General features: G+C 61.9%; 13 protein-coding genes. 6 read left to right on the top strand and 7 right to left on the bottom strand.

Annotated features, from left to right (window positions below):
- Positions 1 to 87 precede the first annotated feature (87 nt).
- Complete coding sequence (locus FHT79_RS22600; protein ID WP_097595183.1) at positions 88 to 2,301, top strand: EAL domain-containing protein; 2,214 nt, start codon at positions 88 to 90, stop codon at positions 2,299 to 2,301.
- Positions 2,302 to 2,350: 49 nt separating this feature from the next.
- Here the strand turns inward: FHT79_RS22600 and FHT79_RS22595 are convergent, their stop codons facing one another.
- From FHT79_RS22595 to FHT79_RS22580, 4 genes are all read right to left on the bottom strand, one after another.
- Complete coding sequence (locus FHT79_RS22595; RefSeq protein WP_063475296.1) at positions 2,351 to 3,280, bottom strand: rhodanese-related sulfurtransferase; 930 nt, start codon at positions 3,278 to 3,280, stop codon at positions 2,351 to 2,353.
- A 72-nt stretch (positions 3,281 to 3,352) separates the two neighbouring features.
- Positions 3,353 to 3,829: a VOC family protein gene (locus tag FHT79_RS22590; protein WP_047616302.1), complete on the bottom strand. Its 477-nt coding sequence runs from the start codon at positions 3,827 to 3,829 to the stop codon at positions 3,353 to 3,355.
- A 150-nt stretch (positions 3,830 to 3,979) separates the two neighbouring features.
- Positions 3,980 to 4,891 carry a CHAD domain-containing protein gene (locus FHT79_RS22585; RefSeq protein ID WP_183904144.1) on the bottom strand — a complete coding sequence of 304 codons (912 nt, stop codon included), beginning with the start codon at positions 4,889 to 4,891 and terminating at the stop codon, positions 3,980 to 3,982.
- On the bottom strand, positions 4,869 to 5,357 hold the full coding sequence (locus tag FHT79_RS22580) for a CYTH domain-containing protein (RefSeq protein ID WP_047616306.1): 489 nt from the start codon (positions 5,355 to 5,357) through the stop codon (positions 4,869 to 4,871). Before FHT79_RS22580 ends, FHT79_RS22585 begins: the two co-directional genes overlap by 23 nt.
- Positions 5,358 to 5,511: 154 nt before the next feature.
- On the opposite strand from FHT79_RS22580, the gene FHT79_RS22575 reads away from it, so the two are divergent.
- From FHT79_RS22575 to FHT79_RS22560, 4 genes are all read left to right on the top strand, one after another.
- On the top strand, positions 5,512 to 6,150 hold the full coding sequence (locus FHT79_RS22575; RefSeq protein ID WP_047616308.1) for a 2-dehydro-3-deoxy-phosphogluconate aldolase: 639 nt from the start codon (positions 5,512 to 5,514) through the stop codon (positions 6,148 to 6,150).
- Positions 6,151 to 6,262: 112 nt separating this feature from the next.
- Complete coding sequence (locus FHT79_RS22570; protein ID WP_047616310.1) at positions 6,263 to 6,982, top strand: tellurite resistance TerB family protein; 720 nt, start codon at positions 6,263 to 6,265, stop codon at positions 6,980 to 6,982.
- A 63-nt stretch (positions 6,983 to 7,045) separates the two neighbouring features.
- Positions 7,046 to 7,741, top strand: a complete 696-nt coding sequence (locus FHT79_RS22565; RefSeq protein ID WP_183904143.1) for a GNAT family protein — start codon at positions 7,046 to 7,048, stop codon at positions 7,739 to 7,741.
- A complete protein-coding gene (locus tag FHT79_RS22560; RefSeq protein WP_047616314.1) occupies positions 7,738 to 7,944 on the top strand; it encodes a hypothetical protein in 207 nt (68 codons plus the stop codon). Before FHT79_RS22565 ends, FHT79_RS22560 begins: the two co-directional genes overlap by 4 nt.
- A gap of 10 nt (positions 7,945 to 7,954) precedes the next feature.
- Here the strand turns inward: FHT79_RS22560 and FHT79_RS22555 are convergent, their stop codons facing one another.
- From FHT79_RS22555 to FHT79_RS22545, 3 genes are all read right to left on the bottom strand, one after another.
- Positions 7,955 to 9,031: a nickel/cobalt transporter gene (locus FHT79_RS22555; RefSeq protein WP_183904142.1), complete on the bottom strand. Its 1,077-nt coding sequence runs from the start codon at positions 9,029 to 9,031 to the stop codon at positions 7,955 to 7,957.
- The gene (locus FHT79_RS22550; protein WP_183904141.1) at positions 9,025 to 9,666 is read right to left on the bottom strand and encodes a DUF1007 family protein; all 642 of its coding nucleotides are present in this window, start codon (positions 9,664 to 9,666) and stop codon (positions 9,025 to 9,027) included. Before FHT79_RS22550 ends, FHT79_RS22555 begins: the two co-directional genes overlap by 7 nt.
- Before the next feature lie 107 nt (positions 9,667 to 9,773).
- Positions 9,774 to 10,667 carry a LysR family transcriptional regulator gene (locus FHT79_RS22545; protein ID WP_183904140.1) on the bottom strand — a complete coding sequence of 298 codons (894 nt, stop codon included), beginning with the start codon at positions 10,665 to 10,667 and terminating at the stop codon, positions 9,774 to 9,776.
- Positions 10,668 to 11,196: 529 nt separating this feature from the next.
- Between FHT79_RS22545 and odc2 the strand changes: the two genes are divergently transcribed.
- Positions 11,197 to 12,330, top strand: coding sequence for an ornithine/lysine decarboxylase (gene odc2 / locus FHT79_RS22540; protein ID WP_016737287.1), 1,134 nt, complete (start codon positions 11,197 to 11,199; stop codon positions 12,328 to 12,330).
- Positions 12,331 to 12,392: the final 62 nt, after the last annotated feature.

The raw sequence follows: 12,392 nt of genomic DNA, 5'->3' as shown, positions 1-12,392 counted from the left end.
AAATAGATTGTCAGAAACGTACAACAGGCGGTTGCTTAAACGTTTTTGAACCCTTGACTGGCAAAGTCCAACGGTCAGGGAGTCGTAATGCAGACAGTCGGAAAGTCGCAAAGCAAGGGATCGGGAATAGGCCGCCACATCGCCGTCACCGGCGTGCTTTTCTCCTTCGCGGTCGTCGTCGCCGTCGTCACCATCATGGTGCTGACGGCGCTTGAACGTGTGGCCGAAAATGCCAATCTCCTCGATGACGAGCGCTCGCGCGAAACCACGATCGGCGCGGTGAAGACTTTCGAGGATCAGCTCGGCGCGACACTCGACGATTATGCCGCCTGGGACGACGCTGCCGTCAACGTCTACGCGCCTGACGGTATGGACTGGACGGTGAGCAATTACGGCGAGATGTCGCTCAACAGCTCGCTGTTCGACATGGCGATCGTCATCGATGACGCGAAGAAGGCGATCATCGCCTATCGCGACGGCAAACCGATGGAGGAGCCGCTCACGGATTTCTTCGCGCCGTCGCTCTGGACCCTGCTCGACACGGTGAAGGCGGCCGGCCCGGCAGATCGTCCTCAAGCGGTCGGTTTCATCACCACCAAGCGGGGCATTGCCGCTGTCGGCGTGGCATTGGTTCGGAAGAAGTCCGGTGCGCTTGACGTGCCCGCCGGCCAGCACCGCTATCTCGTTTTCGCCCGCCATCTCGATGACGACAGGGTGACCGCTCTCGGCCAGACCTATGTCATTGGCGGCCTGAGGCTGGCGCCACCCAGCTTTGCGGCCGACTATCGCGTCCCGATCGTCGATCCGACAGGGGCAACGCTCGGCAAGCTCGTCTGGACCTCGCGTTCACCCGGCGACATCGCCTATGCGCAGGTGCGGCCGATGGTCATCCAGGCGCTCGGCCTCGTCGGACTGTTTTTCGCGGTACTGCTGGTCATCGGCTTGCTTGCCGGCCGCCGCCTGAAGGCAGAGGAAGGCAGCGCCCGCGAGGAGGCGTTGCGCGACAGGCTGAGCGGCCTTTCCAATCGCGACGGGCTCGGGCTCGCCGTCGATCGTTTTGTCGTCGAAGCACGCCAGACCAGGCGCAACGTGCTGCTCCTCTATCTCGACCTCGATGGCTTCAAGGAAGTCAATGACAGCTATGGCCATGGCACCGGCGACCAGTTGATCCGTGCGGTCGCTGCCGGGCTCGAAGTGCTCATTCCACAGGATGCGGTTCTGGCGCGCATTGGCGGCGATGAATTTGCGATCGCCTTTCTCTCCGACAGCGAGAATGCCGCCGCCCTGCAGCTTGCCGAGCAGATCCTCGATTTTCTTGTCGAGCCATTGGAGATCGGGCGCCGCGTCGTCGTCGTCGGGGCCAGTATCGGCATCGCCATGTCACCCTTCGGTTCGATTGGCCGCGAGGAGCTGGTGCGCCGCTCCGATCTTGCCATGTACAAGGCGAAGGAGGCCGGCCGCGCGCGCATGACGCTCTACGATCCGTCGATGGATGCGGATCGAGAGCAGCGCAACGCGCTGGAACTCGATCTCCGGATCGCCATCGAAAGCGGTGACCTGACGCTCGCCTACCAGCCGCTGATCGATGCGACCACCCAGGCGATGACCGGCGTCGAAGCACTGGTGCGCTGGAATCGCCCGGGCCACGGTCCTGTTTCGCCCGAGCTGTTCATCCCGATCGCGGAGACCAGCGGCCTCATCGAATCGCTTGGCCTGTTCGTGCTGCGCAAGGCATGCGAGACGGCCAAGCAATGGCCGGAACTCAACGTTTCGGTCAACGTCTCGCCCGGCCAGTTCCGCAATCCCGCCTTCAGCGACTATGTGCGTTACGTGCTGAAGCAGACGGAGATCGAAGCCAGCCGCATCACGCTCGAGATTACCGAAGGCTACATGATCCAGAATCCGCAGCGGACCCGCCAGTCGATCGAACGGCTGAAGGGGCTGGGGGTCAAGGTGGCGCTTGACGATTTCGGCTCCGGATTCTCCTCGATCGGTTATCTCAGGCAGTTCGGCTTCGACCGCATCAAGATCGACCGCTCGCTGGTCATGGGCGTCAACGAGGATAAGCGCCAGCGCGAGATGCTGCAGGCGACGGTGGCGCTCGCCCGTTCGCTCGACATTCCGGTGACGGCCGAGGGTATCGAGACCGAGGAGCAGGCGATCGCCATGCGCCTTTTCGGCTGCGACTGCCTGCAGGGCTATTTGTTCGGAAAGCCTGTTACAGCAGACCTCATCACCAAGATGCTGAGCGAGCGACGGGCAGCGGAGCCGACAGGCCGGCGTCGTATCGGCGCAGCCTGACCGGCGGCCTGATCTTCAGAAAGCAAATTTGATTCACACAGAATCCGGCTCAGCTGCCGATATGCCGCTGGCCGCGCTTTTTGGCGAGGGCGATCTGGTGCTGCCGCTGACGGTAGCGCAGCCGGTCTTCTTCCGTGCGCTTGGGATAACAGTGGCTGCAGGAAACGCCTTCCTCGTAGAGCGGCGAGGTGATCTCCTCTGATGTGATCGGGTTACGGCAGGCATGGCACAACCTGTGTTCGCCTTCCGTCAGCCCGTGCTCGACGGAGACGCGCTCGTCGAAGACGAAGCAGGCGCCATCCCAGAGGCTTTCCTCCTGCGGCACTTCCTCCAGATATTTCAGGATGCCGCCCTTCAGATGATAGACCTCGTCAAAGCCCTCAGCCTTCATGAAGGCCGTGGCCTTCTCGCAGCGTATGCCGCCGGTGCAATACATGGCGACCTTCGGCTTGTTGTGCAGGCCGGGATTGTTGCGCACCCAATCCGGAAATTCACGGAAGGTCTTGGTCTTCGGGTCGAGCGCGCCGCGAAACGTGCCGATTGCCGTCTCATAATCGTTGCGGGTGTCGATGACGATCGTATCGGGATCGGAGATCAGCGCGTTCCAGTCCTTGGCGGCCACATAGGTGCCGACCACCTTGTTGGGGTCGATATCCTCGACGCCCATGGTGACGATTTCCTTCTTCAACTTCACCTTCATGCGCAGGAAGGGCATTTTCGAGGCGCGGCTTTCCTTGTGCTCCAGGCCCGAAAATTCCGCCTGGGCGCGCAGGAAGGAGAGCACGGCGCCAATCCCGGCATCCGGTCCGGCGATCGTGCCGTTGATGCCCTCATGCGCCAGAAGCAGCGTTCCCTTGACGCCGTTCTCCTCGCAAAGCGCCTGCAGCGGTGCCTGCAGGCTGGCAAAACGCGGCACGGAAACGAAATGGTAGAGGGCCGCCACGAGGAACGGGCTGGTGTGTGTGAGGCTGTCGGTCATAGGCCTGGAAATACAGAAAATCGGCGGGCCACGCAATTGCCTTCGCCAGAGGCGATTTCGACAGGTGGCGGACTACGCTCGCGCCTGCCATTCGGAAAACGGCCGCACGCCGAAACTCCGGTCGGGGATGGCGTCGAGAATGCTGATGAACTCGATCGAGTGCCCGTCCGGATCCTTGAAATAGATCGACAGCGCCGGCATCCAGCCGAGAACCACCGGTTCCGTTGCCGGTTCACCGTTAAAGCCGAGAGGCTCCACGCCCTTTGCCTTGAGCAAGGCGGGAGCCTGCAGCACACTATCGGCGGTCATGCGGAAGGCGATATGCAGCCGCATCTTCAAGGGTCCGGTTCCGGTTTCCCAAAGGCCCAGCATGCCGGTCTTCCGGTCGTCCACCCAGAGGAACGTGACTTTGCGCTCCTCGAACGATGCTGCGGGCTCTAGCCCGACGACATCGCGGTAGAAATCCGTAGAGGTCTTGAGATCGGCAACGGTCAGATGGGTCTCGTAGAGTCCGAGCACCTTCGGCATAGCGGCATTTTCGGCGGTCATTTTTTCCTCGCAGCGTCAGGTCTTTGCTTGTTCGACCACCGGAGGCTAGGACCTCAAGACTGGTTGAGGTCAATGGGTTTTCCTATGATATTTCAGATGCGCTGAGGCATTCGGAAATGCAGCGTTCGCAAGCACTGCCGGTGTCGCCACCTATCGATTCCCGGCGGCCAGCCAGAGAAGCTCGATGCGGTCGGCTTCCTCGTCGGGATCATCGGTGAAGACGATTTCGGCTTTGACAAGCGCCTGCCGCCGGTCTTCCTGTTGGCGGAAGATGATGGCGTCAAGCAGGTGTGCGAGATCGTCGTTGCGGGTGAAGAGCTGCGGTTCGGCCTCCACCAGTTCGGAGAGCACGGCGAGATCGTGTATATGGCCGAGATCTTCGACAAGTTCCGTGGCGGCATCGCGCTTGGCCTTCATCGCGCCCGGCCAGACGTCACGCAGAAGAGCATGGTAGAGCCGATAGTCGTAGGCGCGCTTGCGCAGATCGTGGAAATCGTCGGCCGATGCCTCGCCGTGGCAGGCAGCAAGCGCGGTCTTCGCCTTGCGCGCGGTGCGGCGCCAGCTCTTTGCCAGCATACGGGCATTCTTGCGGTGGCTGCCGTCGAAGGACACTTTATCCAGGGCTGCAATCGCCGCCGTCAGGACGGCAGAGGTTTCCGTCAGCCGCTGCTCCAGGCCGCTTTCGGCTTCGGTCATCCAGTCACGGCGTCCTTCGAGAACAGTGACGATGCGGCCGAGCGCCTCGCTTTCCTCGTCCCCCCGGGCTGATTGCTGGAGATATTGTGCGGTGCCGATGAGGGCGGCAGCGTCGCGGATCGCCGAAAGCGACACTGCGGCATCGCGCAGCCTCGTGTTTTCCTGGGCCTGGAAATCCGGCACCTTGCGACGAACGAGGCGGTAGAGCGAGCGCAGTCGTTTCAGGCTCTTGCGGAAGGAATGGATTGCCTCATCGGTGCCGTCCGGCCGTTCCTCGATAAGCGTAATGGCACGTTCCAGCTGCTGTGTCGCGACGCTGCGGAACGCGTCCGTGAAATCGGCGTCAGGCCGAATGCGATAGGCCATGCCTGTCGTGCTCATATTCTGTGGCAAGGGCCTGGTTGGAATAGCGGAAATCGCCGGTCACCTCGCGGCCAAGCCAGCTGGGTAGGGCCGGATTGTCGGTTTCCGCCGTCATCTCCACCTCGGCGATGACAAGCCCACGATGCTCGCCAGTAAAGACGTCGACCTCCCAGACGAAACCCTGATGTGGAACGCGGTAGCGCGTCTTCTCGATGACGATGCCGATCGCATTCTGCAGCAGCTCTTTGGCATCGGCGATCGGGATGTCGTATTCGAATTCGTCGCGGGTAATCGTGCTGCGGCCGATCTTGATCGTCAGCTTCGCTTTCCTGTCGTCGAGGATGCGCACCCGGACGGAACGGTCGTCCATCGAAGCAATGTAACCCTGCCGGAGAACAGACTTCGTCTCGACGGCGGAACGCCATCCATCGCTGCGTACAAGAAACTTCCGCTCGATCTCTTTCGCCATATCAGTGAACCTTTTGTGACGATTGCGGCACGGTAGACCAATTTCCACGCATTTCCTACCCATCTTGTCATATGGTCTGGTTTTATCTCGACAAGGGTCGGCGGGGGCGTTATTCGGGATCCGAATTCAATCGTTTCAAGGAAGTCGCACGACCATGGGCGAGAAAACAGAAAAGCTCCTTTCCATCCTGAAACTCCAGCCGGTCGTTCCGGTCTTGATCGTCGACGATGCCAAGTCGGCGGTATCGCTGGCCCGGGCGCTCGTCGCGGGCGGCCTGAAGGCGATCGAGATCACCATGCGCACGCCGGCGGCACTCGATGCCGTGCGCGCCGTCGCAGCCGAGGTCGAGGGCGCCGAAGTCGGCGCCGGCACGATCCTGAATGCCGCCCATTGGCAAGCCGCCGTCGAGGCCGGTTCGAAGTTCATCGTCAGCCCGGGTACGACACAGGAACTGCTCGATGCCGCTGCCGACTCCGATGTGCCGTTGCTTCCGGGGGCTGCGACCGCCAGCGAAGTGATGGCTTTGCGCGAAGAAGGCTACCAAGTGTTGAAATTCTTCCCGGCGGAGCAGGCCGGTGGCGCGGCCTTGCTGAAGGCGCTCTCTTCACCGCTCGCGGGCACGCTGTTTTGCCCGACCGGCGGCATTTCGCTGAAGAACGCCAATGATTATCTCTCGCTGCCGAACGTCATCTGCGTCGGCGGCTCCTGGGTAGCGCCGAAGGAACTGGTCGCGGCCGGCGACTGGGCTGGCATTACCAGGCTCGCGGCAGAAGCGGCGGCACTGAAGGCCTGAGTTTCGGTAGGGGTGGGGTCGGCCTTCGGGCATAATCCCCACTCCTCAATTTGTATTTCACCCGTCGCAAACCTATGTACCTCTCCAGCTTCAAACAGGGAGATGACGAGGAATGTTCGACGCAAAGAAGCTTCTCGACCAGTTCTTGGGTTCGCAGGTGCCGGGTCTCGGCGGTTCGGTCCGCGACAGGGCGGGCGACGCCGTTCAGACGGCTAAAAACAACCCGCTGGCGACAGGCGCGATTGCAGCCGCGCTTCTCGGCACCAAGACCGGCCGGGGTATTGCCGGCAATGCATTGGCGATCGGCGGTCTTGCCGCCATTGCCGGCCTCGGCTACCAGGCCTACAAGAATTACCAGGCGGGGCAGGCGCCCGCAGCCCCCTCGGATGCGCCCTCGGCCAACAATCCGGTTCTCTTGCCGCCGCCCGCCGAATCCGGTTTCGGACCGACGTCGCCTGCCGGCAGCAATGAATTCGTGCTGGTGCTGATCCGCGCGATGATCGCCGCCGCCAAGGCCGACGGCCATATCGACGATGCCGAACGCGCCCTCATCATGGACAAGGTCAAGGCCGCCGACGTCAGCGGTGAGGCCGCGGCCTTCATCGAGCACGAACTCGCTTCGCCGACGGATATCGATGCGCTGGTGGCGGCGGCGAGGACCGAAGAACAGCGCGTCGAACTTTACACCGCCTCGCGGCTCACCATCGAACCGGATTCGCGCGCCGAGCGCGGTTATCTCGATCTGCTCGCCGGCCGCCTCGGTCTTGCCGACCAGCTGGTCGACCATATCGAGGCGACGGTGTCCTCCGCCAAGGTGACCTTGTCACAGTGACAAGCAGGCCGGTTGCCTTTGTCGGGCGGCTGGCCTATCCACTCCTAGACAAGGGGAGTGAACATGCGCGATCTAACAAATTTCAACGGTTGTCCGGCGCCGACGCCGGTCACGCTCAAGGGTCGTTTCGTCACCGTCGAGCCCTATCGGCGCGCGGAACATCTCGAGGCGCTGTGGGACGGGCTCGGCGGTATGGGCATCAACCCGCTGCTTCTCTATTTCGCGCAGGACGATTTCTCCGGTATCGACGATTTCGCCAACTGGCTGGAAACCGTCTACACCAAGTCCGGCTGGCTCACCCATATCTTCCGTGACAATGCCACCGGCAAGATTGTCGGCATGGCGAATTACATGCGCGCCGACCCGGCAAACGGCGTCGTCGAGATCGGCGGAGTGGCGCACGGCGCCGAGATGAAGCGGTCGCCGCTTTCGACCGAGGCGCATTATCTGATGGCCAAGCACGTGTTCGAGGATCTCGGCTACCGCCGCTACGAATGGAAATGCGACAATAAGAACGAGGCGAGCAAGACGACGGCGGCGCGTTACGGCTTCAGCTTCGAAGGCGTCTTCCGCCAGCACATGATTTCCAAGCATCGCAACCGCGATACCGCCTGGTTCTCGATGATCGATGTCGAATGGCCGATGATCAACGATGCCTTCGAGGCCTGGCTTTCGCCTGAGAATTTCGACGCCGCCGGCAACCAGATCCGCCGCCTGCAGGATATCCGCGCCGATCTCGAAAAGGAAAGGCTCGTATGAGTCCGGAGAGCCGCTCGCAGGCGACAGCCGCCGGCATCATCCTGCTTGGTGCCGCCTTGGTCATCTATTTCCTGCCGACCATCGTGCTGTGGATCGGCAATTTCTCGCCGACACTGGCGATTGCCGTCGGCGTCTGCCTGATCATGGCGTTCTTCGCGGTGTTCTGGCTACGGGCGCGCTATCAGCGCGGCAGAGAGAAATAGGGCTACAGCTCTACCCCTGCAGCGAGGCCCCGAGCAGCAGGGCGCCCATCAGCATGACGAGCACGGCGCCGAGGATTTCGATGGCGTTGCCGACCCAGATCGAGGCGGTCGAGCCACGTCCGGAGAGGCGGACGGCCGCCCCCTTGGCCGTGACGGCAAGTGTGGCAAGCAGGGAAACGGTGATCGCCGTGCCGAGCGACATGGCGGCGACGGAAAGCACGCCGCCGAGATAGAGCCCGTTCAGCAGCGAGAAGGTCATGACCAGCAGTGCGCCCGAGCAGGGGCGCAGACCGACGGCAACGATCGCCGACCAGGCCTCGCGGGCGCTGAACCTGTCGCCGGCGAGCAGGGCCGGATCAGGCACATGGGCATTGCCGCAGGTCTCGCAGACCATGCCGGGAACGAAGGTATGGCCGGCGTCGATGGCCTGTGCCTTGCCGTTGAAGGCATAGGCCTGCCGCTCGGCCGCATTGTCCTTCCAGTCGAGCATCATGCTGACCGGGCCGGCGGACGTCGCCATCAGCCGGCGGCGCGGCATGTTGCCCACCATCGAGCGCAGTTTGCGAAACAGCAGCCAACCGCCGAAGAGGATGACCATGACGAAGCTTGCGATTTCCATCGCATGGGTCGCCGCCGTCAGCGTGATACCGGTGCCGCGCAGCACCAGCCAGGCGCCGCCGACCAGCGCCACCGCCACCACGCCCTGGACGAAGGCCGAGATGAAGGAAATCACGACGCCGCGCTTCAACTCGATCTCGTTGGCGATCATATAGGAGGAGATGACCGCCTTGCCGTGCCCAGGGCCTGCTGCATGGAAGACGCCGTAGGCGAAGGAGAGGCCGATCAGCGATGCCAACTGCCACGGGTCCTGGCGCATCGCCTTCAAGGCGCCTGTCAGCGCCCGGTAGAAAGCCTGCTGCTCATAGTTCACATAGAGCAAAAGCGGTGCGAGCGGCCCGCCGGTCGGCTGGAAGCTCGGCTCCGCCGTGCCGATACCGAGCGGCGATTGGGCATGGGCAAGGCTTGCCGCCGCCAGCAGCGCAAGGGCCGCAGCGGAAAAGGCGAGGGGCAGGCGTTTTATCAGCATGTGACCTCCAGCCGGGTGGCAAAGAGTTTGGACATGTTGGTGCCGGTGGGATCGTTGAAGAAGGCGTCCGTCAGCGACTGCTTGTTCTGCGAGATCACCTCGTCGGCATCCGGCCGCACCACCTGATGTTTACAGGCCTTGAAGCCGTCGCCGACCGTTGCCAGCTCGTTGTCTGTCGGGAAATCGATCGAAGTATAGAGCGTCGGGTCGTAGACGCCGAAGGTGAGCCTGCCCTTGAGTGGCATCTTCTCCACCGGCTTCACCGCAAAGAACATCAAGAGCTGGCCGTCCTTGTAGTCGACATGGATGATGTCGGGCTTCTGGACGGTGATGTTCTTCCCGTTGATCGTCAGGTTCATGTAGTAATCGTAATCGGCGAGCGATTGCTTCACCGTCTTTCCGACCTCGGCGAGCTCGTTCGGCTCCAGCTTCAGATCGGTGTTCTTGTCGAAATCCATGACGACGGAGGAGGAGAAGACCTCGTCGAAGCGCCAGACATTGCGCAGCTCCTCGACGCTGCCGTCCTTGCCGGCCACGACTTCGAGACGCGCCTCCACAAAGATGTGCGGATGGGCAAAGGCGGCGGCCGGCGCCAGCGAAAGAAGCGCGGCCATCAGTATCGTCGAATGTTTCATCTGTTCCGCTGCCCTGTTCGGTGACCCTGACTTCTTGCCAGAAATTGGGACGGAATTGGGACCGGGTTAGTGGTGGCTGGCGCGGACGGAATGTCGCATCGGCCCCATTATGGATGTTTCTTGAACCAGTTGTGCAGGTAGTCGACGAAGATCCTCACCTTGGCCGGCAGATAGCGCCGATGCGGATAGACGGCGTAGATGCCGCGGTCGGTCGGGAGGTAGTCGTTGAACAGCGTCACTAGTGCGCCGCTCTCGATCGGCTTGCGGGCGATGAAATCCGGGATGAGGGCGATGCCGATGCCGGCGAGTGCCGCGCGCAATGTCGCATGCGGGCTGTTGACCTCGATCGGTCCGCTGACGGCGACGGCGAACGAGGTGTTGTCGGGATTGTGGAAGCGGATGCTTGCCTGGGTGCGCGCATTGGTATCGACGATGAAGGGGACGTTGGAAATGTCGCTGGGGTGCTCGAGATCGGGATGGCGTTCGAGAAAATCCGGCGTGGCGCAGAGATGGACGCGGAAATCCGAGATCTTGCGGGCGATCATGCCGGAATCCTCGAGCTTGGTGACGCGGATCGCCACGTCGAAGCCTTCCTCGATCAGGTCGACGAACCGGTCGTCGGCGGCGATCTCCAGCGAAAGGTCCGGGTTCTCCTTGGCGAAATCGATCAGCGACTGGCCGACATCGGCATCGACGAAGGTGCGCGGCACCGAGATGCGAAGCCGCCCTTTGAGCTGTGCATTGTTTTCACGCACGAGATCGGCGAGGTTGTCGATCTCCTTCAGGATATCGGAGGCGGTGCGGTAGTAGGTATGGCCAGCCTCGGTCATTGAGAACTGCCGGGTGGTGCGGTTGAGCAGCAGGGCGCCGAGCTCATCCTCCAGTTCGCGCACATATTTGGAGAGCAGCGCCTTCGAGCGGCCGGTGCGCCGCGCCGCGGCGGAAAAGCCTTCGGCCTCGACAACATCGATGAAAGCCCGTATGCGTGTCAAGGTGTCCATGGCTGTTCCCGAAGCTGTTTCGGAATGTTGAACAAATTGGGCGATTTTGTTCAATTATTTTTTTGGCCCCAGATTAAAAAATCGCTTGATTATGAAGGCGAATATTCTTATTTCCCACTCAGCCCAAAGTCGCACGTGCCCATGGGTGTCCGCCGAACCCTCGAATTGGTGAGGAAATCGGTAAGGTACCTGGAATTAACCCCTCCAGTCGCTATTCCGGCCAACCGGAAAATGCGAGGACGCCTGAAGCAACGACGGTGCGGGCCTTTTTGTTCTCTCCCTGCTTTCCATCAGCGGGGGTTACTGAAGAGGCACACCATCATTGCCGGAAGTGCGGTTGGGATTCTCCCTCCAATCCATGGCAGACAAAGCCGAACTTACACCGCGTCCGCGGCGTTGGTTCACTATCCGCGCATCGAGCGCTTGCTATGGTTCCGGGGTCTCCACCGGCTGGTTCCAATGCGAGCTATCGTATGCCCTTTGTCCTCCGGTTCATGCCGGAGCTCTGGAATTGGAAGAGGGAATCGATATGACCACCCAGCGCATCCGCGACTTTCTCGCAACCCGACGTCCCGACGGTCCCTGCCTCGTGGTTGACCTCGACGTCGTTCGCGACAATTTCCACGCCTTCCGTCACGCCATGCCGGACAGCGCCATCTACTACGCCGTCAAGGCCAACCCGGCCCCGGAAGTGCTGAAGCTGCTTGCAGGCCTCGGCTCCAATTTCGATTGCGCATCCGTAGCCGAAATCGAAATGGCGCTCGAAGCCGGTGCGACCGCCGCCCGCATCTCCTACGGCAACACGATCAAGAAGGAACGTGACGTTGCCCGCGCGCATGCGCTCGGCGTCAGCCTCTTTGCGGTCGACAGCCACGAGGAAGTCGAGAAGATCTCGCGCGCCGCTCCCGGCGCCCGCGTCTTCTGCCGCGTGCTGACCGATGGCGAAGGCGCTGAATGGCCGCTGTCGCGCAAGTTCGGCTGCGTTCCGCAGATGGCCGTCGACGTTCTCGTCTACGCTCATCAGCTTGGCCTGCAGTCCTACGGCGTCTCGTTCCATGTCGGTTCCCAGATGACCAAGGTCGATGCCTGGGATTCGGCGCTCGCCGATGCCAAGCGTGTCTTCGTATCGCTTGCCAAGCAGGGCATCCACCTGCAGATGGTCAACATGGGCGGCGGCTTCCCGACCAAGTACCTGCGCGACGTTCCGTCCGCAGAAGCTTACGGCAAGTCGATCTACCAGGCGCTGCGCACGCATTTCGGCAACCAGATCCCGCAGACGATCATCGAGCCGGGCCGCGGCATGGTCGGCAATGCCGGTGTCATCAAGGCGGAAGTCGTTCTGATTTCGAAGAAGTCGGACAATGACGATGCCCGCTGGGTCTTCCTCGACATCGGCAAGTTCGGCGGTCTCGCCGAGACGATGGACGAAGCCATCCGCTATCCGATCCGCACGGAGCACGACGGCGACGAGATGGAGCCCTGCGTCATCGCCGGCCCGACCTGCGATTCGGCCGACGTGCTCTACGAGAAGAACCTCTATCCGCTGCCGATCTCCCTTTCGATCGGCGACGAGGTCCTGATCGAAGGCACCGGCGCCTATACGACGACCTATTCGGCGGTCGCTTTCAATGGTTTCGAACCGCTGAAGGCCTACGTCATCTGAGGTCGTTTCCGCCGGCCCCGTAACCAGCCGGGGCGGCAACTTCACAATTTTCCTTCATCGCC

It is taken from the genome of Rhizobium sp. BK212 (assembly GCF_014197475.1).
GTDB classification, from domain to species: domain Bacteria; phylum Pseudomonadota; class Alphaproteobacteria; order Rhizobiales; family Rhizobiaceae; genus Rhizobium; species Rhizobium anhuiense.
Note: the sequence above shows the minus strand (reverse complement) of the source record. Positions and strands in the feature narration are given on the sequence as shown.